Genomic DNA, 23,230 nt, shown 5'->3' with positions numbered 1-23,230 from the left:
CGTGACCGGCATCGAGGAGGTCGCGCGCGCCGCCGGCGTCTCGACGGCGACGGTGTCGCGCGCCCTCAGCGGACGGGGGCGTCTGTCGGAGGCGACGCGCGAGCGTGTGCGCGCGGCGGCCGCCGAGCTCGGCTACGTCGTCTCGGCCGCGGCATCCACCCTCGCCTCCGGGCGCGCCGAGAACATCGGGGTGATCGTTCCGCTTCTGGATCGGTGGTTCTTCGCGACGGTGCTCGACGGCATCGCCGCGCAACTCGCACCGCGCGGCTACGACATGACGCTGTACAACCTGACCGACGACCCGGAGCAGCGCCGGAACCTGTTCGAGACCTCGCTGCGCCGACGGCGCGTCGACGGCCTCATCGTGCTGTCGGTCGAGCTCAGCGCCGACGAGCGACGTCAGCTCGGGGCGCTGCCCGTTCCCGTCGTCGGGCTCGGCGTCCCCCACGCCGACGTCGCCGGGCTGCGCGTCGACGACACGGCCGTGGGGCGCCTCGCGACCGCGCATCTGCTCGGACTCGGCCACCGCGACATCGTGCACCTCGGGTGGAGCCTCGCCGACGACGCGGGCGAGGCCCTCGACATCCCCACCCGGCGGCGCCGCGGATTCGCCCAGGCGATGCGGGATGCCGGTGTCGCCGAGCCCCGTTTCGTCGCGGCCGACTTCACCGTCGAGGGCGCGCGCCGCGTGTCGCGTGAGCTGCTGTCCGGCCCCGACGCGCCCACCGCGATCTTCGCCGCGTCGGACGAGATGGCGTTCGGCGTGCTCGCGGCCGCGCGGGAACTCGGTGTCGAGGTGCCCGGCAGGCTGTCGGTCATCGGCGTCGACGGGCACGAGCTGGCGGGACTGTTCGCGCTGACGACGATCGAGCAGTTCCCGCACGCGCAGGGCGAGCGCGCCGGACAGGCGGTGCTCGCGGCCTTGGGCGTCGAGGATGCGCCAGCCGGCCCGGCATCCCTGCCCTTCGAGCTCGTGGTCCGCGGCTCGACGGCGCCGCCGCGCGTGACCCGGTAGCGGCGAGGCCGTTCCCGCGGTCAGGCGGGAACGAAGCGCGGACGCCGCGGCGGCCGGCGCGGGTCGGGGGCTTGGGCGATCGTGCCGTCGGGGGCGATATGGGCGAGCATCTGATCCACGATCGCGATGATGTGCACGTCATCGACGCGATAGAGCTGACGCCGGCCCTCGCGACGGGCCGACACGACACCGGCCGCACGGAGTTTCGCGAGCTGCTGACTGGTCGCCGCAATCTGCGCGCCCGTCCGCGCAGCGAGGGCGGTGACGTCGGTCTCGTCACGGGACAGCAACCACACCAGGTGCAGCCGCCCGGGCACCGACAGCAGGTCGAAGGTGGCGGATGCCGCCGCCAGCTGGTCTTCGCTGGGTCCGTTCTCGGGCGTCGATGACGACGGGAGCATCGGATACCTTTCGTTCATTTGCGCAAGTGATTGAATGAGACATATGCTACCCGAGGCCTTCCGACAGGGGGCCGCCGTCCCGAGTCGAGGAGGTGAGACGGCCATGAGTTCTGATTCCGACCATCGCCATCGTCGTCACCCCGCGCTCGCGGCATCCGCGTGATCTCCGACTGACCCGTTCCGGTCCTCGGCAGGCACTGCCGCGCGCCCGACCCGGAGAACCCCCATGTCGATCCTGCGTCCCTTCGCCGGTGCGGCCTCCGCCGTCACCGCCCCTGCCCGCACCCGCCTCGCCGCCGACGCGGTGGTGCTCGTCGCCTTCGCCGCCCTGCTGTGGGCCGTCGTCGACCTGTCACACGGCGTCCTGGTGCCGTTCGACCCGAACCGCGACGTCGCTGGTGTGTCGACCGACCTCACGAACCTTCCCTACGACGCGGCACGCTCGCTGCTGCGCATGTTCGTGGGCCTGGCGCTGTCGCTCGTCTTCACCTTCGTCTACGCGACGGCCGCGGCACGTTCGCGTCGGGCCGAGAAGGTGCTCATCCCGATCCTCGACATCCTGCAGTCCGTGCCGGTGCTCGCGTTCCTCTCGGTCACGCTCTCGGTGTGGCTCGTGCTGTTCCCGAACTCCGAACTCGGCGTCGAGTGCGCGTCGGTGTTCGCGATCTTCACGAGCCAGGCCTGGAACATGACCTTCGCGTTCTACGGCGCGCTCACGAGCCAGCCGCGTGAGCTCGACGAAGCGGCCCGCCTCCTGCGACTGAGCCGCTGGCAACGGTTCTGGAAGCTCGACGTGCCGAGCGGCATGATCCCGCTCGTCTGGAACGGCATGATGAGCTTCGGCGGAGCGTGGTTCTTCCTCGTGGCGAGCGAAGTCATCTCGGTCAACAACCACACCTACGCGCTGCCGGGCATCGGATCCTTCGTGGCGTCGGCGACCGCGGACGAGAACATCCCGGCGCTGCTCGCGGCGATCGTCACGATGGTCATCATGGTCGTGGGCGTGAACACCCTGTTCTGGAGCCCGCTGACCGCGTGGGCCGAGCGTTTCCGCGTGGGCGACACGGCCCCGGCATCCGCCCCGCGCTCGGTCGTGCTCGATGTCCTGCGTCACTCGGGGCTTCCCGGACTGCTCGGTCGCGCCCTGCGGCCGCTGCGCGAGGGGATCGACCGCGCGATGCGGGTGTTCGGCGTCGCCGACGTGCCGTTGAGCGTCGACCGGGGGCGGCGCCGGATCGGCGACGTGGTCTTCGGCGTCGCGGTCACGGTGCTCGTCGTCTGGGGCGGCGTGGTGATGCTGCGCTCGATCTCGTCCTCGATCGGGCTCGACGAGTTCGCCGTCGCCGCGGGCCTCGGACTCATCACGTTCGCACGCGTGCTCGTGCTCGTCATCGTCGGAACCCTCGTCTGGGTGCCCGTCGGCGTCTGGATCGGGATGAACCCCCGCGTCACGCGGTTCGCGCAGCCCATCGTGCAGGTGCTCGCGAGCTTCCCGGCAAACTTCCTGTTCCCGTTCGTCACGCTCCTGCTGATCCAGACGGGCATCTCGCTGGACGTCGGCGGCATCTTCCTCATGTCGCTGGGCGCGCAGTGGTACATCCTGTTCAACGTCATCGCCGGCGCCTCAGCGATTCCGGGCGATCTGCGTGAGGCCTCCACCCACCTCGGGCTCAGCCGGTGGCTGCGCTGGCGCACCGTGATCCTCCCGGCGGTGTTCTCCGCGTGGGTCACCGGCGGGATCGCGGCGGCCGGCGGGGCCTGGAACGCCTCGATCGTCGCCGAAGTCGTGACCTACGGCAGCACGACGCTGACGGCGACGGGCCTCGGCTCGTACATCGCCCAGGCGACCGCCACCGGCGACACGGCCCGTACCTACGTCGGCGTCATCGTCATGAGCGTCTTCGTCGTCGCCCTCAACCGCGCGCTGTGGCGTCCGCTGTACCGCCTCGCCCAGACCCGCTTCCAGCTCGCCTGACCCGCGGCATCCGCCGCCGCACCCACACCCGAACGAAACCACGATCCTTCACGGAGGTGCCGCCATGGCACGCACGCTCACCCGGACCACCGCCGCACAGACCGGCACCGGTCCGATCATCGAACTGGACCGCGTCACCAAGACCTACCCCGTCGGACGCGGCGCCGCCGACTTCACCGTGCTCGACGAGGTCACCCTCACCCTCCACGAGGGCGAGGTCGTCGCCCTCCTCGGCAAGTCCGGCTCGGGCAAGTCGACCCTGCTGCGCATGATCGCCGGGCTCAACGCGCCCACCGCCGGCGAGGTCCGCTGCCGCGGCGAGCGCCTGCGCGGTGCGAACCCCGCCGTCGGCATGGTGTTCCAGTCGTTCGCGCTCATGCCGTGGCTGACCGTGCTCGACAACGTCGAGCTGGGCCTGCAGGCCCGCGGCGTCGGCCGCGACGAGCGCCGCGCCCGCGCGCTCGAGGCGATCGACGTGATCGGTCTCGACGGCTTCGAGTCGGCGTATCCGCGAGAGCTCTCCGGCGGCATGCGCCAGCGCGTCGGCTTCGCACGGGCGCTCGTGCTGCGCCCGGACGTGCTGCTGATGGACGAGCCATTCTCGGCGCTGGACGTGCTGACGGCTGAGAACCTGCGCAGCGAGGTCATCTCGCTCTGGTCGCAGCCCGACTTCCCGACGCGGACAGTGTGCATCGTCACCCACAACATCGAGGAGGCCGTGCTCATGGCCGACCGCGTCATCGTGCTCGGCTCGAACCCCGGTCACCTCGTCGGCGAGGTCGCCGTGTCGATGCCGCGTCCGCGCGATCGACGCAGCCCCGCATTCGACGAGACGGTCGCACGCCTGTACGCCCTGCTCACCGGCGACGGCGGCGCGGATGCCACGGCGACGAACGCGGTGGCGGCGCGCACGCCCGCGACCTGGCCGCTGCCGGCCGCGTCGGTCGGCGGGCTCGCGGGTCTGATCGAGATCGTCCACGCCCACAACGGGCAGACCGACCTGCCCGACCTCGCCGACGAGCTGTCGTTCGAGGTCGACGATCTGCTGCCGCTCGTGGATGCCGCGAGCATGCTGCGGCTGCTCGACGTGGAGGGCGCTCAGGCGTTTCTGACCGATGAGGGCCGTGCGTGGGTCACCGCCGACATCGACGCCTCCAAGGAACTGTTCGCGCGCCTGTGCCTGCAGCACGCGCCGCTCGTGCACACCGTGGTCGCGGCGCTGGAGAACAGCGACGACGGGGCGCTGCGCGACGACTTCTTCCTCGATCTGCTGCGACGGGGTTTCACGGATTCGGAGGCCCGCCGTCAGCTGGACATCGCCATCCAGTGGGGGCGCTACGGCGAACTGTTCGACTACGACGCGGACTCGGGCGAGCTCGTGCTGGGAGAGCTGGCGCGCGCGGCATCCGCCCACCTTCGCGGCGGCTCCCCGCAACCGCCGGCGTAGTCCCGCGTACTCTCGATGGCATGAGCATCGACCTCGAAGCCCTCTACATCGACCTGCACCGCCACCCGGAACTGTCGTTCCAGGAGACCCGCACGGCGGGCGTGATCACCCGTGAGCTCGCCGCTCTCGGACTCGACTACGTCGAAGGCCTCGGCACGACCGGCGTCGCCACGAGCATCACCGGCACCGCCGCCGGCGACGGCCCGGTGGTGTGGCTGCGGGCCGACATGGACGGCCTTCCGGTGGCCGAGCAGACCGGCCTCGCCTACGCCAGCACCGCCCGCGGCATCGACCCGGCCGGCACCGACGTGCCCGTGATGCACGCGTGCGGCCACGACATGCACGTGACGGCCCTGCTCGGCGCGCTCGAGCGGCTCGCAGCGACCCGCGACGAGTGGTCGGGAACCGTCGTCGCCGTCTTCCAGCCCGCGGAGGAGTACGGCGCCGGCGCGCAGGCGATGATCGCCGACGGCGTGCTCGACCGGTTCCCGAAGCCCGACATCGTGCTCGGCCAGCACCTGACGCCGCTTCCCGCCGGCACGATCGGCGTGCGCCCCGGAACGCAGATGGCGGCCTCGGACGGACTCACCGTGCGCCTGCTCGGCCGCGGCGGCCACGGCTCGCGCCCGCACGCCACGATCGACCCCGTCGTCATGGCCGCGGCCACGGTCATGCGCCTGCAGACCATCGTGTCGCGCGAGATCGACCCGCGGGAGATGGCCGTCGTCACCGTCGGCTCGATCCACGCGGGACTGAAGAACAACATCATCCCCGCCGAGGCGAAGCTCGAGTTGAGCCTGCGCTACCCCGACGACGAGGCGCGCGCCGATGTGCTGGCGCGCGTGGAGCGCATCGTGCGGGCGGAGGCCGCGGCATCCGGAGCGGAGCAGGAGCCGGTCATCACGACCGACCACTCCCTACCGCCGACGATCAACGACCACGACGCCACCGCGCGCCTCAGCGCCGCGTGGGACCGCGCCTTCGGCGAGGGGACGGTCGTCGACCCCGGCATGTTCACCGGCAGCGAGGACGTCTCGTGGTTCGCGCGCGAAGCCGGCGTGCCGCTCGTCTACTGGTTCTGGGGTGGCCTCGACCCGCAGCAGTTCGCGGATGCCGTCGCGCGCGGCACCGTCAACGAGGACATCCCCACCAACCACTCGCCGTTCTTCGCTCCGATCCTGCACCCCACGATCGAGCGGGGCGTGGACGCGCTCGTCGTCGCCGCGCGGGAGTTCCTGGGATGAGCCTCGAGGATCTGTTCGGTCCGCAGCCCGACGAGCCGGAACGCGCGGCGGGGCGCGAGGGGCGCGAGCAGCGCGCGCCGCGCGAGCCCCGGCCCGCCCGCGAACCGAAGCCTCCCCGCGAACCCCGGCAGCCGAAGCCACCGCGCGAACCCCGCACCCCGGGAGGCGGAGGCGGCTCGCGCATGACGCTGATCCTCGGAATCGTCGCCGCCGTGCTGGCGGTGGCGGTCGTCGCCGTGGTCGGCTTCGCGCTGACCCGCCCGTCCGATTCGGCGCAACCGGCGCCCTCGGCGCCGTCGGTGTCGACGGATGACGCGTCGGTGCCGGCATCCACCCCCTCTTCGACGCCGAGCCCCACGACGACCGCCGCCGCCACGGGGGTGGCGTTCTCAGCCACCGGCTTCACACTCACGAGCGCCTCCGGCCAGCCCTTCACCTACCGGTGGGCCGACGAGCCGACCGCCGCCGTCGCGGCCCTCACCGCGGCCTTCGGGGCGCCGCCGACGCAGCGCACGCAGGCCGGCAACGGCTCGACGCTGCCGGATTACACCGTGTACGCGTGGAACGGATTCTCGTTGTTCGAGATGGTCCCGACCGCGACGCTGACCCGGGCCGACTTCTCGCAGCCCGCGTACGCGCTGTTCACCGCGAACGAGGTGGGCGGAGTTCCGGTCACGGCGGAGTTCGGCCTGAAGATCGGGATGAGCGCGGCCGAGGTGCGGGCCCTCACACCCGCTCCCGCGAGCGAGACGCCGCGCCCCTCGGGCAGCATCCGCTTCGCCTTCGACCCACAGCGTTCGTCGTTCAAGAACGGCACGCCCTCCTACAGCGTGTTCGCCGACACCGACGGGGCCGACGGGCCGGTCGGGACGATCCTGTACTTCTACGCTCCGCAGTAAGTCGCAGCCGCGGATCGGACGGGCGCCCTTCCGCTCTGTTCACAACTCCGGAGATTCGACGCCGCCCGCAGCCGACGCCAGGCCGTTCACCCGTTGCGGGACGACTTCTCCGGAGTTGTGAACGCCGTCCTGCCTTCCCCCACCACGGCAGCCGACTCCCTCGCATCGACGAGCCACTGACCGGTCACCAGGCCGGGCAGTCCGCGGCCGCCGCGCGTGGTGAACACGAGCACGACGGATGCCGCGGCGAAGAGGAACTGCACGAACGTCCACGGCTCCGGCACGAGATCCAGCAGCAGATAGCCCCCGATGCCGGCAAGGAATCGCAGCGGCCGCGCCACGGGAGCCGGCAGCCGGCCGCCGCGGTAGCGCAGTTCGACGGCCAGGTCTCCCGGCGTGCGGCCGGTGGCGAGGACGACGACGGCCCAGATCGCGATCGGCGTCACCGTGAGCGCGAAGCGACCCGCGGCACCGTCGAGGACGGCGGCATGGTCGCGAACGACGTACTCGAGGAACACCTGCACGGCGACGGCCGAACCGTACCCGACGAGCACGACGCCGAGCAGATCGCAGAACATGGCGAGCAGCCGGCGTCCGCGCGTGACCGGATGCGGGCGGCTCCCGGCATCCGTCGATCGACGCACCCACCACCGTCGGGGGACGATCAGCGCGACGAGCGAGCCGAGCACCGCCCCGACCGTGTTCGTGAGCATGTCGTCGACGTCGAAGACGCGGTACGCGCACGGGTACAGTCCCCACACCCCGGTGAGCTGGGTGGTCTCGATCGTCAGCGACACCAGCAGACCGGTCGCGAACGCGACGACGATGCCGCGACCTCCGAGCACCCGCAGGAAGAACCCGAGCGGCATGAACAGCAGCACGTTCAGCGCCAGTTGCAGGACGGCGAAGTCGGTGAGGCTGCGGGCGCCGCGAAGGTCGTCGATGAAGGCCCAGATGTTCAGATTCACGCCCGCGCAGGCGTAATTCTCGGCGTCGGGCAGGGGAAGCAGCGTGTACGTCCAGATGGCCCAGAAGTAGACCAGCGCGGCGGCCCACAGCAGAAATCGCCCGACGGTGAGCCGGCCGCGGCGCCGATAGCTGATCGCCACGAACGGCACGAACAGCACGATTCCCACGACGAATCCGATGCCCAGCGCGACGACCCCCGAGTAGAGCTCATTCCCCATGCGTCGATCCTTGCAGCCTCGCGGCGTCATTCTCACGCTCGCCGGGATTGCGCGGCGACACGCGACCGCGTAATGTCGCCCGCCGTGACAGACGACAGTCGCGGCCCCGGCGAAGAGACGCCGATCGCCAAGCGCATCCTCATCGGCGAGCCCCTCACGAGCGAGGAGCTCGAAGGACAGCTGCTGCCCAAGAAGATGGCGCTGCCGATCTTCGCCTCCGACGCCCTCTCCTCGGTGGCCTATGCCCCGCAGGAGCTGCTGATGATCCTCCTGATCGGCGGCACGGCCTTTCTGGCGCTCAGCCCCTGGGTCGCGGCGGCGGTCGTCGCCCTGCTCATCGTGGTGGTGCTCAGCTACCGCCAGCTGATCAAGGCCTACCCCTCGGGCGGCGGCGACTACGAGGTCGCCCGCACGAACCTGGGCGAGAAAGCCGGCGTCGTGGTCGCGGCGGCCCTGCTGGTGGACTACATCCTGACGGTGGCCGTGTCGGTCGCCTCGGGCGTGGACAACATCATCTCGGCCCTGCCGAACCTCGACCCCTGGCGCGTCGAGCTCGCGGTCGGCTTCGTCGTGCTCATCATCCTGGTCAACCTCCGCGGCGTCCGCGAAGCCTCGACGGCCTTCGCGATTCCGACCTACCTGTTCATCGGTTCGGTCATGCTCATGATCGGTACGGGCCTCGTCCGATGGATGCTGGGCGATGCGCCGATCGCCGAGAGCGCCCAGTTCGCCGTGCAGGCAGAGGACCTCAGCCAGGCCGCTCTCATCCTGCTGATCCTGCGCGCGTTCTCCAGCGGCTGTTCCGCCCTGACCGGCGTGGAGGCCGTCTCCAACGGTGTTCCGGCGTTCCGCCAGCCGAAGATCCGAAACGCCCAGACGACGCTCGTTCTGATGGGTTCGATCGCCATCACGATGTTCGCGGGCCTCACGGTGCTCGCTCTCGTGGCCGGTGTGCACTACTCGGAGGATCCGTGCCGGCTGATCGGCTTCAACTGCGAGGCGCTCGTGCAGCCGAGCCTCATGGCACAGGTGGCCGCTGCGACGTTCGGCAACGGCAGCATCCTCTTCTTCGTGGTGCAGGCCGCAACCGCCGCCGTCCTGCTGCTGGCCGCCAACACGGCTTTCAACGGCTTCCCGCTGCTGGGCTCGGTGCTCGCACGCGACGGCTATGCGCCGAAGGCCCTGAACACGCGCGGTGACCGTCTCGTCTACTCGAACGGCATGATCATCCTGGGCCTGGCCGCGGTGCTGGTGCTCGTGATCTTCCAGGCGAAGCTGACCACGCTGATCCAGCTGTACATCATCGGCGTCTTCGTCTCGTTCTCACTCGGCCAGCTCGGCATGGTCAAGCACTGGCGGCGCGAGCTGCGCCTGCTCTCCCCGAAGGCGGCGAAGGCGCGGCGAGAGGCGATCTCGGGCCTGTTCATCAATGCGCTCGGGGCGACGTTCACGATCGTCGTCCTCGTGATCGTGACGATCACGAAGTTCACCCACGGCGCCTACCTCGTCTTCATCGCGATCCCGCTGCTGTCGTTCCTCATGATCGGGGTGCACCGCTACTACCGCGACGTCTCGCACGAGATCGCCATGGACGACGACGTGCACTACGGCTCGACCGGAGATGTGGCGCTCGTGCTGGTGGGCACGCTGCAGAAGCCGACGGCGAAGGCGATCGACTACGCCCTGTCGGGCAGGCACGACAAGACGTTGGCGGTACACGTCGCGGTCACGGCGGAAGAAGCCCGCGACGTGCAGGAGGACTGGAAGTTCCACAACATGCCGGTTCCGCTCGTGGTGATCGAATCGCCCTACCGGCACTACGCGGCTCCGATCGCCCAGTTCATCACGAAGTACCGCGAGAAGCACGGCAGCGCCGTCGTCACGGTTTACATGCCGCAGTACATCGTCGGTCACTGGTGGGAGACGTTCCTGCACAACCGACGGGCGCGCCGCATCGCACAGCAGCTCATGCTCGTGCACGGTGTGCAGATCACGCTGGTGCCGTGGCTGCTCGACTCGTCGGAGCTGATCTACGGCCGCCGCTCCCGCCCGCTCCTCGGCGATGACCGTCGTGACGGCCGGCTGCCGAGCTACGGACTGGTCGCGCACACCGAAGACGAGAGTTGACGGCATCCGAGGCGGGTCCGTCGCGCCGGAGCCGGGTGGGATGCCGGGGCGTAGCCTAGAGGGGTGACTTCCGCGACCGCGTCCCCCGCTTCCGCCGCGCCTGCGGCGACCCTCGACGCCTCCGCGATCAAGGCGGACTTCCCGATCCTGGCCGAGCAGGTCAACGGTCACCCCCTCGCCTATCTCGACTCCGCGGCCACCAGTCAGAAGCCGCTCGCGGTGCTCGACGCCGAGCGCGACTTCCTCACGCACGCGAACGCCGCGGTGCACCGTGGGGCGCACACGCTGGCCGCCGAGGCAACCGAGCTGTTCGAGGACGCCCGAGCCACCGTGGCGGGATTCGTCGGCGCACGGCCTGAGCAGCTCGTCTGGACCAGCGGCGCCACGATGGGCCTGAACCTCGTCGCATACTCGATCGGGAATGCGGGGCTGGTGCGGCCGGGCGACGAGATCGTCACGACGGCGATCGAGCATCATGCCAACCTCATCCCGTGGCAGGAGCTGGCCGCTCGCACGGGCGCCGTGCTGCGACACATCCCCGCCCACGACGACGGCACGCTCGATATGGATTCCGCCGCGTCCCTCATCACGGCGCGCACCCGCGTCGTCGCCTTCACGCACGTCTCGAACGTCCTCGGCATCGTGAACCCCGTCGCCGAGCTCATCGCGCTCGCTCAGGGCGTGGGCGCGATCACGGTGATGGATGCCTGCCAGTCAGCGCCGCACCTGCCGCTCGATCTGCCCGCTCTCGGCGTCGACCTCGCGGTCTTCAGCGGACACAAGATGCTCGGCCCGTACGGTGTCGGCGGACTGTACGGACGCACACCGGTGCTCGAGGCGCTGCCGCCGTTCCTCACGGGCGGCTCGATGATCACGACCGTGACGCTCGATCGCGCCGAGTACCTGCCTCCGCCGCAGCGCTTCGAGGCCGGAACGCAGCCCGTGGGACCGGCGATCGGGCTGGCCGCCGCCGTGCGCTACCTCGACGACATCGGCCTCGATCGCATCCATGCCCACGAGGGCATGCTCGCTCAGCGCATGCACGCGGGCCTCGCGGAGATCCCCGGCATCCGCCTGCTCGGCGACGCCGCCGGGGTCGAGCGGGTCGGGCTGTGGGCCTTCGACGTCGACGGCGTGCACGCCCATGATGCCGGCCAGTACCTCGACGCGCTGGGCATCGCCGTCCGCGTCGGCCACCATTGCGCCGCGCCCCTGCACTCGCGCTACGGCGTCACGGCCAGCGTTCGCGCGAGCGCCGCCCTCTACAACACCACCGACGACGTCGACCGTCTCATCGAGGCCGTCGCCGGCATCCGCCCTTACTTCGGAGTCTGACATGAGCGATCTCGACGCCCTCTACCGTGAGCTGATCCTCGATCACTCCAAGCACCCGCAGCACTTCGGCCTCACCGACGAGGGCGACGCCCCCGCCACGGTCGGCACGATCGGCACCTCGCACCAGAAGAACCCCGTCTGCGGCGACGAGATCACGCTGCGCGCCCGCGTCGACGGCGAGACCATCGCCGACGTGCGGTGGGAGGGTCGGGGCTGCTCGATTTCGCAGGCCTCGGCATCCATGCTCGCCGACCTCGTCGCCGAGGAAGGGCTCAGCCGGGCCGAGGCCCTGCAGCTGATCGAGGGGTTCCGTGAGGCGCTGCGCTCGCGCGGGACGCTCGAGCTCGACGAGGAGGTCTACGGCGACGCCGCGGCCCTGTCGGGGGTGTCGAAGTTCTCGGCACGCGTGAAGTGCGCGATGCTCGCCTGGGTCGCCCTGGAAGACGCCATCGCGAAGGCTTGACGCCCGCCCCCACCCCTTGCCTGGGGCGGCTGCCGAACCGCCACGATCTGCGCCAGCCGCCAGGATCTGGCGTAGCGGCTCGCGAAAAGCGTCGCGGCTCGGCGAGAAGGAGAGGGAGAGGGAGGGGTCAGGAGCCCAGGAACTCGAGCGCGGCGCCGCGGAAGACGCGGGAGCCGGGCGCGTTGAAATGGTGCCGGTCGGGGATCTCGACGAAGCGTCCCTGCGGGCACGCGGCCGCAAGCGTCTTCGAGCCTTCGATGATGCCGTCCAGCGATCCCGTCGCGAACATCACCGGCTGCTGCGGTGCATGGGCAGGGTCGGGGTCGACGGTCTTCGATGACCGCATGCCCTCGGCGATCGCGAGGAGCGCCCGCAGGTCGTTGCCGGGCACGCGCTCGGTGAGGGCGATGTAGTTCTGCGTGACGCGATCGGTGACCGGCGTGCCGTCGGCGATGAGCGCGCGCACCTGGTCGAGGTCGAGCCGCGCCAGCGGGATGCCGTCGGGAACCCCGCCGAGCACGGCCCGCGGGATGCGCGGGGCGATGTCCTGCACGACCTCCCATCCCACGCGGGCGCCGAGCGAGTAGCCGACGTAGAACGCCTCGTCGACGAGGTAGGTGTCGAGCATTGTCTCGACGTCGCCGGCGAGCTGGCGGATGTCGTACGCGCGGGGCTCGTGCGGCTTGTCGCTGGCGCCATGGCCGCGCTGGTCGAGCGCGAGCACCCGATAGCCGGCGGCGGTGAGGTCGCGCACCCACCCCGTCGCGACCCAGTTGTCCTTCGTGCTCGAGGCGAACCCGTGCACGACGACGACGGTGGGTGCGTCCTCGTCACCCCACGAGTACGTCGCGATGCGGTAGCCGTCGCCGACCATCAGGTACTGCGGGTCGGGCATCTGCGTGAGGTTCTGAAGCGGCGCGGTCACGGTGTCTATCCTGCCGTCGATTCGGCGGCCCCGGTCGCCGCGGCCGGTCACTCCTCGACGCGGACCTCTTTCCAGAACGCGACATAGCCCGAGAAGTCCTTGCCGACGCGGGCGATGCCGCTCTCGTACGGCGTCGGGTACGACCAGGCGCGATCGGCCAGCAGCTCGTCGCCGGAGCGCACGGAGTAGTACTGGCACTCGCCCTTCCACGGGCAGGTGTAGGGCGTGGGGCTCTCCTGCAGCAGGTCCCAGTTCACGCTCGACGGCGGGAAGTACCAGTTTCCTTCGATGGAGATCAGGTCATCGCGGTCGGCTTCGGCCACCGTGACATCACCCAGAACAGCTTTCATCGCGTCCTCCGCTTCGCTCGCATCCCACCCTTCCACCGTCGCACGCGGCCCGCAACGAGGTCGGCGGCCGGCTGCTGCGGAAGCGGGATGGGCTGCGTGACCACGGCATCCACGACCATCGACCCGTCGGTGGGGCCGATGACGGCGATCGGGGTGGTGAGGGTCGGTTCGGCGGGGTCGACCGGCATGCGCTCCAGCGCCCGGTGGGCGCGCAGGTACGCGGGGATGAGGATGACGCTGGCGCCGACCCAGGCCAGCGGGTTGCTCCAGACGACGCCGACGAACCCGAAGATGTGGCCGAGCACGACCGCCGCGCCCACGCGCATCGCCAGCTCGACGAGCCCGGTCACCGTCGGGACAACGGTGCTGCCGAGCCCCTGCAGCGTGCCGCGCAGGATGAACAGCACGCCCAGCGCCGTGTAGCTCGCGCCGTTGATGAGCAGCATGAGCGCGGCCAACCGCACGACGGTGTCGCTGCCGTCGCCGACGAACAGGCGCACGAGCGGCGCGCCGAACGTGATGAGCAGTGCGCCGAGCACGACAGCGGCGATCAGCGCCATCCAGATCGCCTGCCCGACGCCGCGACGGATGCGATCCGGGCGGCGCGCCCCCAGGTTCTGGGCGGCGTACATGGATGCCGCGAGCCCGAGAGACTGCAGGAGCGCCACGGCCAGGCCGTCCACGCGGGAAGCCGTCGTGTAGGCGGCGACCGCATCGGCACCCAGGGTGTTCAGCGCGACCTGCACCGTCAGGGTGCCGATGGCGATGATCGACGCCTGGAACCCCATGGGCAGGCCGAGTCGCAGGTGCTCGACGAGATCGGCTCGCGTGATGCGCCAGTCGGCGCGCTGCACGTGGAGGACGGGCAGCCGACGGCGGACGTAGACGAGGCAGAGGATCACCGACAGCGCCTGCGAGACGACGGTCGCCAGCGCTGCGCCGGCCACGCCCAGACCGAACGGCCCGACCATGACGATGACGAGCACCACGTTGAGTCCGCAGGCGATCGTGAGGAACACCAGCGGCGTGCGCGAGTCGCCGATCGCCCGGATGATCGCGGAGAGGTAGTTGAAGCCCATGATGGCACCGGCACCGAGGAAGCTGACCTGGGCGAACACCGTCGCCTCGTCCATCAGCTCCGGAGGCGTCTGCAGCAGGTGCAGGGCGGGTCCGGCCAGCAGCGGCGCGCCCACGGTGAGGACGATCGTCGTGATCGCGGTGAGAATCGTGCCCGCCGCCACCGAGCGGCGCACCGCTGTGACGTCGCGGGCGCCGAAGGCCTGCGCCGTGGGGATCGCGAATCCGCTCGTCAGGCCCCAGGCGAACCCGAGCAGCAGGAACAGCAGACTGCCGGTCGCGCCGACCGCGGCGAGCGCATCGACGCCGAGATGGCGCCCGACGACGATCGCGTCGGCGAACTGATACAGCTGCTGCACGACGTTGCCGATGAGCAGGGGCACCGCGAAGGCGAGGATGACGCGCCAGGGGCTACCGGTGGTGAGAGAACGTGACATACGGCCGGGTTCGAGACGGGGGCGGAAACGGCGAAAGGCGCTCCTCACGGGAGCGCCGGATTCCAGGCTATCGAATCGATTCGAGAAGCGCAAGGCCCGGCATCCGTCGGTCGCATTCGGCGCGGCCGGTACTGTTGCAGGCATGTCCGTAGGTCTGCTCGCCGTCGTCGATGACATCCTCAGCGCGGCGCTGAAGGCGTCGGCCAAGTCCGCAGGCGTCGTAATCGACGATGCGGCCGTCACCCCGCAGTATGTGCAGGGGCTCTCGCCCGCGCGGGAACTTCCGGTCGTGGGTCGCATCGCCCTCGGGTCGCTCGCGAACAAGTTCCTCATCATCATCCCCATCGCGATGCTGCTGACCGCGTTCGCACCGTGGGTGCTGCCGTGGCTGCTCATCGTCGGCGGCGGATACCTCTGCTTCGAGGGCGCCGAGAAGGTGCTGGAGTGGTTCGGCTTCCACCACGGCGGTCACGACGACGAGGGAGGGCGTGACGAGAAGCGCCTCGTGATGGGCGCGATCCGCACCGACCTGATCCTGTCGACCGAGATCATGCTGATCGGCCTGTCGAACGTCGATCCCGATCTCGACTTCTGGCTGCGGCTCGCCGTGCTCGCGGTCATCGCACTCGCCATGACGGCGCTGGTCTACGGCGCCGTCGCACTGCTCGTGAAGATCGATGACATCGGCCTGAAGATGGCGAAGAGCGGTTCGGTACGCGTGCGCCACACCGGCACCCGCATCGTGCGGTCGATGCCCGCGGTCTTCCGCGTCATCTCGATCGTCGGCACCGTCGCGATGCTGTGGGTGGGCGGCCATCTCGTGCTCGCCAACCTCGGCGAGGTCGGCTGGCATGCCCCGGTCGAGCTCCTGCACGCCGTCGAGCACGCGCTCGAACCGCTCGGCCCGGTCGTCGTGTGGATCGGCGACACGGCCGTGTCCGCCGTCGCGGGACTGTGCGTCGGGCTCGTGATCGTCGGCATCGCGCTCGTGATCGGCAAGGCGTTCGGTCGCAACCTGAGCTTCAGCGAGGGGCACCGCGCGCCCCACGGCGAGACCGACTGACGGCGACGACCCCGCGGCCCCGCGGCCGAGCGGGCGCGGCCGAGCGCCCGCGGCGCCGCGGCCGAGAAACCACATCCATTCCGAGAAACCGTCGGCGCCGTGGTTTCTCGCTGCGGATATGGTTTCTCGCGTGTGGGCGCGGCGGCGCGGCCTAGGGCTGGTCGCGGTGGGTGCGGTGGGTGCGGTGGGTGCGGTCGTACGCGCGCACGCTCTCGCGCTCCGCGCGCCACTGCTCGTCCGACCACGAGGCACGCTCGCTCAGTCCCGGCATCCGCACGAGGTGATCACCCCCGTCGATCGCGATGGTCTGGCCGGTGAGGTAGTCGACCCCCGGGCTCACGAGGAACGCGGCAAGGTTCGCCAGCTCGGTCATACGCCCGTTGCGCCCCATCGGGTTGCCGGAGTTCGCGCCGCCTTCCTCGAGGGCCGGCTCGCCCGATCGCAGATGCGCCTGCACGCCCTCGGTCGGAAACGCGCCCGGCGCGATGGCGTTGAGCCGGATGCCGCGCGGCGCCCATTCGACGGCGAGCGAGCGCGTCATCATCTCGATCCCGGCCTTCGACATCGCCGACGGCACGGTGTAGGGCGCCGCTCCGTCGATCCACGATGCCAAGATCGACACGACCGAGGCGGCGAGACCGTCGCGCAGCCACCGTCGCCCGCACGCCGCAGTGACGAGGAAGCCGCCGCGCAAGACGATGCGCGAGATCGCATCGAACCCGCCGGGGGTGAGGTCCTCCGTCCGGCTGAGGAAGTTGCCGGCCGCGTTGTTGACGAGAGCCGACAGCGGTCCGTCGGCCCAGATCGTGTCGAGCATCGCGTCGATCTCCTCAGGCGAGCGGATGTCGCACGCCACGGCGGTGATGGCGCAGCCGTGGCGATGGCGGAGGTCGTCCGCGGCGGCCTCGAGCACCGCGCGGCGGCGTCCGCAGATGACCACGTCGGCGCCGAGCAGGAGGAAGGCCTCGGCCATGACGAGCCCGAGCCCGGTTCCGCCGCCGGTCACCAGAATGCGCTGGTCCGCCAAGAGGCCCGGTCGGTACAGCAGGTCGTTCTCGTTCACGGGTCGTGCTCCTTCGTCTGGCGGGATCTCGTGGCGGGGTTTCGTGTTCCGGGATGGTGCGATCGATGTGGTGGGTGGAACCGCGCGCGGGCCCGGATCGGGTCTCGAGCCCGCGCGCGGAGGGGATGCCGAGAAAAGATCACTCCGCCCGGACGGGTGTGACGGCCCCGACGGGAGCCGCCGCGGCTTCGTCCGCCCGCTCGCGCAGGAGGGCGCGGCGCGCCTCGCGAATGCCCATCCGCGGCCCGAAGACCGCGCCGATCGACATCGCGATGCAGATCGCGGCGAGGTAGACGAACAGGCCCTCCGTGGCGAAGGCGGCGATGATGACGCCGATGAGCAGCGAGTTCACGATGCCGCCGAGACGGCCGATGCCGTTCGCGAAGCCCGTGCCCTGACCACGGATCGCGACGGGGAAGATCTCCGGCATGTAGGCGAAGACCGTCGTCGTGATGCCGTTGTGGATGAAGCTCGCCGCGAACCCGACCGTCAACAGCACCGGGACGCTGTCGACGAAACCGATGACCAGGTAGCAGACCGCCAGCACCATGGCGGCGATCGTGATCACCCGCTTCCGCTCGAACCGGTCGATGATCGTGCTCGACAGCAGCGCACCGAGCACCGTCGCGAACGACATCACGAAGAGGAATGAGTACGCCTCCTGCGTGGGATAGCCTCGCTCGATCAGAACGACCGGGAACCAGGCGATGAGTCCGTAGTTGAGCACCGTCGCCATGAGGAACAGGAAGCTCGCGACGATGGTGCTGCCGACGACCGAACGCCGGAACAGGTCCGAGAACGCGCCGCGGGTGGCAGGCTGCGCATCCATTACCACCGGCTCCGGAAGCGCGCCGTGCCGGCTCTCGTACTCGGCCTCGAAGACGCGCATCTGCGCGTCGGCCCGCTCGCCCTGACCGCGTGAGGCGAGCCACCGCGGCGACTCGGGCAGGAACTTCAGCGCGAGCAGGGCGAACACGAAACCGCCCGATCCCACCAGGAAGATGATGTGCCAGTTGCCCGTCGGCATCACCAGCAGGGCGAGGAACGACATCGCCGGGCCGCTGAGCCCCGCGATGCCGTAGGTCATCGCCATCATCCGTCCGCGCAGGGGCTTGGGAAACATCTCGGAGACCATCACGAAGATGCCGCCGCTGGTCGCGCCGATCCCGACGCCGGTGACCATCCGCGCGATGCCGAGGAACTCGGGCCCGGTGGCGAGCGCCGAGAGCAGCGAGCCGACGGAGAAGATGAACACCGCCGTGATGAGAGTGGGACGCCGACCGATGCGGTCAGCGACCCGGCCTCCGACCATCGCGCCGATCGCCATGCCGACGAACGTCGTCGACGTCAGAACCCCGAGGGCCTCGATCGACAGCCCCCACTGGGCGCGGATGGCGGGCGCGACGGTGGCGAGGGTGCCGATGTCGATGAGGTCGAAGATGAACAGGGCGATGAGGATGACGAGCGCCCGGATGTGGCTGCGCGTCAGGCGCGGGATGCGATCCATCCGCGCGCTGATGAGATCCGAGGTGTTGGTCTGAGCAGGTGTCTGCGATGAACTCATGTGAATGACTCCTTTGTCTGTGCGGTGTCCGCCTCCGCGACGGGCGGGGTGCGCGGACGGCCGCGGTTCACGTGGTGCGCGCGGTGCTGCGCGCGGGATTGCGTACCTCAGCCGAGCTCCGGTCGCCCCGGCGCTCCCGGCTCGAGCCCTCCTCTCCTTCGACTCCACCCGTCGGCGCGTCGGGCGCGCGCGACGACGGCAAGGGCAAACAGGACGATCGCGATGGCGACCGCGTACGCGGCGCCGAAGCCCGCGTGTTCCGCGACGAGACCGCTGACGAGCGGCCCGAAGATCGCCGCGATGTCGCTGGCGACCCAGAAGATGCCGACGCCCCGTCCCGACCGCCCGAAGCGAGAGTCGCCGAGCAACGCGGTCCCGACGGAGGCGACCGCGCCGCCGGCCAGACCCAGGAGGACGAAGGCAACGAGCACGACGGTCACGTCACCCGTCGCCCCGAGGAGCGCGAGCCCCGCCGCGGCGAGCGCGAGGGCGGCGACGAGCGGCCGCACGCGACCGCTGTGGTCGGAGAGCACCCCGGCCGCGCCGGAGCCGATCAGCTGCGCCACCGCCCCGGCCGACAGCAGCAGCCCGATGAGACCCACGGCATAGCCGATGCCGGCGAGCTGCAGCGGCACGGTGGTCGTCCGCATCCCGTAGAACACCCATCCGCCCACGACCTGGCACATCACCGCGGCGACGAAGAGCCGGTCCGCGGCGAGCGCCCCGAGCAGTCGCGACCCGCAGCCGCGCTCGCCCGCTCGGCCGCGCCGCCCGCCAACGCCGACTCGGGCGCCACGACGGCCCGCGCCGCCGTGATGTGACGCGCGCTTCGGAGCAGGACGAGCGCGGCGAGGGATGCCACGGCCAGCGCGCCCCCGTAGACGAGCAGCGGCAGGCGGGGATCGACGACCGCGAACAGACCTCCGACGGCGGGTCCGGACACCGTGCCCAGGGCGGTGGCGCCGGCGAACACGCTCATCGCCCGGCCGCGTGCGTGCGACGGGGCGAGGGCGAGCAGCAGCGCGGACGAGGCGATTGTGAACGCCGCGCTGCCCGCCCCGCTCAGCGACCGGAAGACGATGAACCCGGTGTAGTCGGTCGCCGCCGCGGCGACGACGCTGCAGCCCGCCTGGAAGATCAGCCCCACCCAGAGGACGGTGCGCAGTCGCACGCCGCCGAGGAACACCGTGAAGCCGAGGTTCGTTACGAGGCGCGCGACCGCGAACCCGCTGATCGCAAGGCTCATCAATGTCGTGCCGGCACCGAACTCGATGCCGAGCGCGGGGAGCGACGGGCCGATCACTCCGAAGCCGAGGGTGACGACGAAGCCGATGAACGACACGGTCAGGATCTCTCGTGGCATCCGACGCTCGCCGCCGCCCTCACCGCCGGGCACCGGTCAGTCCTTCGGATTTCGATGCACGGTCACGGGTGTCGCGGTCAGCCGCGCGGCGGCGACTGGATGACCTGGAGTTCGGTGAAGCCGTACAGACCCCAGGGCCCGTTCTCGACGCCGATGCCGCTCCACTTGTGACCACCGAAGGGCAGGTGCGGCAGGACCGCGCCGCCGTGGCTGTTGATGGACACCTGACCGCTGTCGATGCTCCCGGCGACCGCGTACGCCTCGTCGAGGTCGCTCCCCCAGACCGACGCGGTCAGGGCGTACATGCTGGCGTTGGCCCGACCGACGGCATCCTCGACCGACGAATACGACACCACCGGCAGCGCGGGACCGAACTGCTCCTCGTCGACGATGCGGATGCCGTCGTCGATGCGGTCGAGGATCGTCGGCTCGAAGAAGTAGCCCGGGCGGTCGATACGTCGACCGCCCGCCGCCGCACGTGCGCCGTTGCTCAGCGCGTCCGCGACCAGCTCGGAGACACGGTTGTACTGCGGCAGGTTGTTGATGGGCCCGAGCTGCGCGCCCTCGACCGTGCCCTCGTCGACGCGCACACCGCGTGCGATCTCGGCGAGTGCCTCGACGAGCTCCGCGTGCACGCTCTCGTGGGCGTAGACCCGCTTGGCCGCGAGGCAGATCTGTCCGTTGTTGCCGAAGGCCCCCCAGAACAGCGACGGCGCGATGGCGGCGACATCCGTTCCCGGCAGCACGATGGCCGGATCGTTCCCGCCGAGCTCCAGCGTCAGCCTCTTCAGATCGTCGGCCGCGGCGGCCGCGACCCTCTTGCCGGTCGCGGTCGAGCCCGTGAAGGAGATCTTGCGCGGAACGGGATGCGCCGACATCGACGCTCCGAGCGGATCGACGCCGCTGACCACGTTCAGCACGCCCGCCGGAAGCACGTCCCGCAGGACGGCGCCCAGCGCGAGGGTGGTGAGCGGCGTGAACGGTGACGGCTTGATCACCATCGTGTTCCCCGCGAGCAGTGCCGGCGCGATCTTCCACATCGCCAGCACGATGGGGAAGTTCCAGGGGGTGATCGCTGCCACGACACCGAGCGGACGACGCAGCACCTCGGCGTAGCCGTTGTCGTCGTCCTGGACGATCTCCTTCGGGATCTCCAGTTCGGCGTAGTAGCGCAGCCAGTAGGTCGCCGTGCCGATCTCGCTGAGAGCGTCGCTGAGCGGCTTGCCCTGCTCGGCCGTGAGGATGCCGGCCAAGGTCGGCGCCGCCGCGTCGATCGCGTCGGCCGCGGCGCGCAGAGCGGCGCGCCGTCCCTGCTCGTCCTTGCGCCAGGTCAGCTGGGCGGTGTTCGCCGCGGCGAACGCGTCGTCGAGTTGCGCGGCGGTGATGTTCGGCGCGACGGCGAACGGCTCACCCGTCGCGGGGTTGATGACCTCGAAGCTGTCGGCCGTGGTCACCTCGCGTCCGCCGATGGTGACGGAGGCGAGATCGAGCTGCGGAAGGAGGAGTGACATGGTTGTTCCTTTCAAGAGGCGGGGCTGGAGGAGACGGCGGGATCCGAGATCAGGGCGAGCGCGTCGATCCACGACCCGCCGAGCGCGATGTGACGGCGGTACTTCATGACCTTGCGCGGCTCGTTGAGCGTCGCGGCACCGACGAGTCGGTCACCGGAGCGGAAGAGGGCGGCGAAGCGATCGCTGTCGTGGTCGCCGAACACGAACGAGACCTCCTCGGCGTCGGCGGTGCCGACGAACTGGATGCGCGATCCGTACCAGTCGCTCCAGAAGTAGGGCACCGTGACGAACGGCTCGGCATCCTCGGGGAAGAGCGCGTTGACGGCCGCCCGGCGACCCTGGTCCGACGCGCTCGTCCAGTTCTCCAGCCGCGTGGTCGGCGTCACGCCGCCCGCGAGCGGGGCGTTCGGCCACGACACGACATCGCCGGCCGCGTAGACGTCCGGAAGGGAAGTCGCGAGGCGCTCATCGCACAGCACGCCCCCGTCGGGAGCCAACGCGATGCCACTGCCCTTCAGCCAGTCCGTCGCCGGGACGGCTCCGATGCCGACGACCACGACGTCGGCCGGCAGGGAGCGGCCATCAGCGAGGTCGACGGCGCACACGCGACCCGCGACGCCGCGCACCCCCGCCACGGCGGCATCGCACAGCAGGGGAACGCCGTTGCGGGCGTGCAGATCGGAGAACACGCGTCCGAGCTCGGCGCCGACGGCGCGCACGAGGGGAACGGGAGCGCCCTCGACGATCGTGACGTCGACCGCCCGCTCGCGGGCCGACGATGCCAGCTCCGACCCGATGAAGCCGCCTCCGATGACCACAAGCCGGCTTCCCGGCACGAGCGCGGAGCGCAGCAGGTCGGCGTCGGCGCGGGTGCGCAGGGTGTGCACGCCCGCCAGATCGTGGCCGAAGGGCAACCGACGCGGGGACGCTCCGGTGGCGACGATCAGGGTGTCGTACCCGACGTCGCCCTGATCGGTGCGGACCACCGACTCCCCGGCATCCAACCCGGTGGCCCTCCGTCCGAGGAGCAGGCGCACCCCGAGATCTTCTCGAATCTGCGCGAGAGACCGATACTCGACCGGATCCTCCCCCGACGTGAGGAACGCCTTCGAGAGGGTCGGACGGTCGTACGGGGCGTGCATCTCGTCCCCGATGAGAACGATCTCGCCGTCGAAGCCGTGCTCCCGCGCACTCTCCACGGCACGCAACCCGGCGAGTGAGGCGCCGACGACGGTGAGGCGGCGGGTCATGTCTCGCTGTCCTCGATGAGGGTGAGCGCGGCGGCGGGGCACGAGCGGACGGCCTCGCGGACGTCGCGCTCGTCCTCCGGCGACACCTCCTCGCGGTGCAGGATCAGCTGCGCGTCGTCGCCGATCTCGAAATAGTCGGGCGCGACCGACTCGCACAGGCCGATGCTGCTGCACCGCGAACGATCGACGATCACCCGCAGCCCGGTCATGACACCCTCGCCGGCAAGTGCTTGACGCCGTTGATGAAGTTGCCGACGAGGAAATCGGGTTCGCCGACCTCGATGCCGTCGGTGTTGTTCAGCAGCTCGTTGAAGATCGCCCGCAGCTGCGTCTTGGCGACACCGTTGCCGAGGCAGTAGTGCACGCCGCCTCCGCCGAAGCCGACGTGCGGCGAGCGGCCGCGGCGGAGGTCGAACCTCGCGGGGTCGTCGAAGACCGTCTCGTCGCGGTTGCCCGAGCAGTACAGCAGGCCGACCTTGTCTCCCTCGGCGATGGGGACGCCTCGGATCTCGGTGTCCCGAGTGGCCGTCCGGG

Annotated in this window: 22 protein-coding genes; 9 read left to right on the top strand and 13 right to left on the bottom strand. The window is 70.4% G+C overall.

The window, feature by feature from the left end:
- Window position 1 precedes the first annotated feature (1 nt).
- Complete coding sequence (locus I5I_RS09590; RefSeq protein WP_036318776.1) at window positions 2–1,015, top strand: LacI family DNA-binding transcriptional regulator; 1,014 nt, start codon at window positions 2–4, stop codon at window positions 1,013–1,015.
- Window positions 1,016–1,035: 20 nt separating this feature from the next.
- On the opposite strand, the gene I5I_RS09585 is transcribed toward I5I_RS09590, so the two are convergent.
- Window positions 1,036–1,416: an ArsR/SmtB family transcription factor gene (locus I5I_RS09585; protein ID WP_036318773.1), complete on the bottom strand. Its 381-nt coding sequence runs from the start codon at window positions 1,414–1,416 to the stop codon at window positions 1,036–1,038.
- 226 nt (window positions 1,417–1,642) lie between these two features.
- Between I5I_RS09585 and I5I_RS09580 the strand changes: the two genes are divergently transcribed.
- The 4 genes from I5I_RS09580 to I5I_RS09565 all read left to right on the top strand — a co-directional run bounded on the left by I5I_RS09580 (window position 1,643) and on the right by I5I_RS09565 (window position 6,981).
- Complete coding sequence (locus I5I_RS09580; protein ID WP_036318770.1) at window positions 1,643–3,391, top strand: ABC transporter permease; 1,749 nt, start codon at window positions 1,643–1,645, stop codon at window positions 3,389–3,391.
- Window positions 3,392–3,455: 64 nt separating this feature from the next.
- Window positions 3,456–4,838 (top strand): ABC transporter ATP-binding protein, encoded by a 1,383-nt coding sequence (locus tag I5I_RS09575; protein ID WP_036318767.1) that lies wholly within the window; start codon window positions 3,456–3,458, stop codon window positions 4,836–4,838.
- A 20-nt stretch (window positions 4,839–4,858) separates the two neighbouring features.
- Window positions 4,859–6,082 carry an amidohydrolase gene (locus I5I_RS09570; protein ID WP_036318764.1) on the top strand — a complete coding sequence of 408 codons (1,224 nt, stop codon included), beginning with the start codon at window positions 4,859–4,861 and terminating at the stop codon, window positions 6,080–6,082.
- A 182-nt stretch (window positions 6,083–6,264) separates the two neighbouring features.
- On the top strand, window positions 6,265–6,981 hold the full coding sequence (locus I5I_RS09565; RefSeq protein ID WP_239640077.1) for a hypothetical protein: 717 nt from the start codon (window positions 6,265–6,267) through the stop codon (window positions 6,979–6,981).
- An 86-nt stretch (window positions 6,982–7,067) separates the two neighbouring features.
- On the opposite strand, the gene I5I_RS09560 is transcribed toward I5I_RS09565, so the two are convergent.
- A complete protein-coding gene (locus I5I_RS09560; protein WP_036318758.1) occupies window positions 7,068–8,168 on the bottom strand; it encodes a VanZ family protein in 1,101 nt (366 codons plus the stop codon).
- A 72-nt stretch (window positions 8,169–8,240) separates the two neighbouring features.
- Between I5I_RS09560 and I5I_RS09555 the strand changes: the two genes are divergently transcribed.
- The 3 genes from I5I_RS09555 (at window position 8,241) to sufU (ending at window position 12,093) form a co-directional block, all read left to right on the top strand.
- Window positions 8,241–10,295, top strand: a complete 2,055-nt coding sequence (locus I5I_RS09555) for an APC family permease (protein WP_036318755.1) — start codon at window positions 8,241–8,243, stop codon at window positions 10,293–10,295.
- 63 nt (window positions 10,296–10,358) lie between these two features.
- A complete protein-coding gene (locus I5I_RS09550; RefSeq protein ID WP_036318752.1) occupies window positions 10,359–11,630 on the top strand; it encodes a SufS family cysteine desulfurase in 1,272 nt (423 codons plus the stop codon).
- Window position 11,631: 1 nt separating this feature from the next.
- Window positions 11,632–12,093 carry a Fe-S cluster assembly sulfur transfer protein SufU gene (sufU, locus tag I5I_RS09545; RefSeq protein WP_036318749.1) on the top strand — a complete coding sequence of 154 codons (462 nt, stop codon included), beginning with the start codon at window positions 11,632–11,634 and terminating at the stop codon, window positions 12,091–12,093.
- A 127-nt stretch (window positions 12,094–12,220) separates the two neighbouring features.
- Here the strand turns inward: sufU and I5I_RS09540 are convergent, their stop codons facing one another.
- Genes I5I_RS09540 through I5I_RS09530 form a run of 3 tightly spaced genes read right to left on the bottom strand, consistent with a single transcriptional unit; the run spans window position 12,221 to window position 14,882 of the window.
- Window positions 12,221–13,018 (bottom strand): alpha/beta fold hydrolase, encoded by a 798-nt coding sequence (locus I5I_RS09540; RefSeq protein WP_036318747.1) that lies wholly within the window; start codon window positions 13,016–13,018, stop codon window positions 12,221–12,223.
- A gap of 47 nt (window positions 13,019–13,065) precedes the next feature.
- The gene (locus I5I_RS09535; RefSeq protein WP_036318744.1) at window positions 13,066–13,368 is read right to left on the bottom strand and encodes a DUF427 domain-containing protein; all 303 of its coding nucleotides are present in this window, start codon (window positions 13,366–13,368) and stop codon (window positions 13,066–13,068) included.
- Complete coding sequence (locus I5I_RS09530; RefSeq protein ID WP_036318741.1) at window positions 13,365–14,882, bottom strand: MATE family efflux transporter; 1,518 nt, start codon at window positions 14,880–14,882, stop codon at window positions 13,365–13,367. Before I5I_RS09530 ends, I5I_RS09535 begins: the two co-directional genes overlap by 4 nt.
- 142 nt (window positions 14,883–15,024) lie before the next feature.
- Between I5I_RS09530 and I5I_RS09525 the strand changes: the two genes are divergently transcribed.
- Window positions 15,025–15,945 carry a DUF808 domain-containing protein gene (locus I5I_RS09525; RefSeq protein ID WP_036318739.1) on the top strand — a complete coding sequence of 307 codons (921 nt, stop codon included), beginning with the start codon at window positions 15,025–15,027 and terminating at the stop codon, window positions 15,943–15,945.
- Between the two features lie 151 nt (window positions 15,946–16,096).
- Here the strand turns inward: I5I_RS09525 and I5I_RS09520 are convergent, their stop codons facing one another.
- From I5I_RS09520 to I5I_RS09485, 8 genes are all read right to left on the bottom strand, one after another.
- The gene (locus I5I_RS09520; RefSeq protein ID WP_036318736.1) at window positions 16,097–17,008 is read right to left on the bottom strand and encodes an SDR family oxidoreductase; all 912 of its coding nucleotides are present in this window, start codon (window positions 17,006–17,008) and stop codon (window positions 16,097–16,099) included.
- Window positions 17,009–17,147: 139 nt separating this feature from the next.
- Window positions 17,148–18,572, bottom strand: a complete 1,425-nt coding sequence (locus I5I_RS09515) for an MFS transporter (protein ID WP_051039552.1) — start codon at window positions 18,570–18,572, stop codon at window positions 17,148–17,150.
- A 107-nt stretch (window positions 18,573–18,679) separates the two neighbouring features.
- A complete protein-coding gene (locus tag I5I_RS09510; protein ID WP_187289933.1) occupies window positions 18,680–19,246 on the bottom strand; it encodes an MFS transporter in 567 nt (188 codons plus the stop codon).
- Window positions 19,247–19,257: 11 nt separating this feature from the next.
- Window positions 19,258–19,968: an MFS transporter gene (locus tag I5I_RS09505; RefSeq protein WP_051039551.1), complete on the bottom strand. Its 711-nt coding sequence runs from the start codon at window positions 19,966–19,968 to the stop codon at window positions 19,258–19,260.
- A 44-nt stretch (window positions 19,969–20,012) separates the two neighbouring features.
- The gene (locus I5I_RS09500) at window positions 20,013–21,446 is read right to left on the bottom strand and encodes an aldehyde dehydrogenase family protein (RefSeq protein ID WP_036318729.1); all 1,434 of its coding nucleotides are present in this window, start codon (window positions 21,444–21,446) and stop codon (window positions 20,013–20,015) included.
- Window positions 21,447–21,457: 11 nt separating this feature from the next.
- On the bottom strand, window positions 21,458–22,696 hold the full coding sequence (locus I5I_RS09495) for an NAD(P)/FAD-dependent oxidoreductase (RefSeq protein WP_051039550.1): 1,239 nt from the start codon (window positions 22,694–22,696) through the stop codon (window positions 21,458–21,460).
- On the bottom strand, window positions 22,693–22,905 hold the full coding sequence (locus tag I5I_RS09490; protein WP_036318725.1) for a ferredoxin: 213 nt from the start codon (window positions 22,903–22,905) through the stop codon (window positions 22,693–22,695). Before I5I_RS09490 ends, I5I_RS09495 begins: the two co-directional genes overlap by 4 nt.
- Window positions 22,902–23,230 (bottom strand): cytochrome P450 (locus tag I5I_RS09485; protein WP_036318723.1); only part of this gene is annotated, 329 nt, incomplete at its 5' end. The genes I5I_RS09485 and I5I_RS09490, both read right to left, overlap by 4 nt.

Origin of the sequence: Microbacterium sp. B24 (assembly GCF_000333415.1) — a bacterium.
GTDB lineage: Bacteria > Actinomycetota > Actinomycetes > Actinomycetales > Microbacteriaceae > Microbacterium.
This window is presented reverse-complemented; position numbering and strand designations above follow the sequence as displayed.

Excerpts from the sequence above, each read along its gene's own strand:
- I5I_RS09585 (WP_036318773.1), bottom strand. The coding sequence starts at position 1,416 with ATGCTCCCGTCGTCATCGACGCCCGAGAACGGACCCAGCGAAGACCAG.
- I5I_RS09580 (WP_036318770.1), top strand. The coding sequence starts at position 1,643 with ATGTCGATCCTGCGTCCCTTCGCCGGTGCGGCCTCCGCCGTCACCGCC.
- I5I_RS09575 (WP_036318767.1), top strand. The coding sequence starts at position 3,456 with ATGGCACGCACGCTCACCCGGACCACCGCCGCACAGACCGGCACCGGT.
- I5I_RS09570 (WP_036318764.1), top strand. The coding sequence starts at position 4,859 with ATGAGCATCGACCTCGAAGCCCTCTACATCGACCTGCACCGCCACCCG.
- I5I_RS09565 (WP_239640077.1), top strand. The coding sequence starts at position 6,265 with ATGACGCTGATCCTCGGAATCGTCGCCGCCGTGCTGGCGGTGGCGGTC.
- I5I_RS09560 (WP_036318758.1), bottom strand. The coding sequence starts at position 8,168 with ATGGGGAATGAGCTCTACTCGGGGGTCGTCGCGCTGGGCATCGGATTC.
- I5I_RS09555 (WP_036318755.1), top strand. The coding sequence starts at position 8,241 with ATGTCGCCCGCCGTGACAGACGACAGTCGCGGCCCCGGCGAAGAGACG.
- sufU (WP_036318749.1), top strand. The coding sequence starts at position 11,632 with ATGAGCGATCTCGACGCCCTCTACCGTGAGCTGATCCTCGATCACTCC.
- I5I_RS09535 (WP_036318744.1), bottom strand. The coding sequence starts at position 13,368 with ATGAAAGCTGTTCTGGGTGATGTCACGGTGGCCGAAGCCGACCGCGAT.
- I5I_RS09530 (WP_036318741.1), bottom strand. The coding sequence starts at position 14,882 with ATGTCACGTTCTCTCACCACCGGTAGCCCCTGGCGCGTCATCCTCGCC.
- I5I_RS09525 (WP_036318739.1), top strand. The coding sequence starts at position 15,025 with ATGTCCGTAGGTCTGCTCGCCGTCGTCGATGACATCCTCAGCGCGGCG.
- I5I_RS09515 (WP_051039552.1), bottom strand. The coding sequence starts at position 18,572 with ATGAGTTCATCGCAGACACCTGCTCAGACCAACACCTCGGATCTCATC.
- I5I_RS09500 (WP_036318729.1), bottom strand. The coding sequence starts at position 21,446 with ATGTCACTCCTCCTTCCGCAGCTCGATCTCGCCTCCGTCACCATCGGC.
- I5I_RS09495 (WP_051039550.1), bottom strand. The coding sequence starts at position 22,696 with ATGACCCGCCGCCTCACCGTCGTCGGCGCCTCACTCGCCGGGTTGCGT.
- I5I_RS09490 (WP_036318725.1), bottom strand. The coding sequence starts at position 22,905 with ATGACCGGGCTGCGGGTGATCGTCGATCGTTCGCGGTGCAGCAGCATC.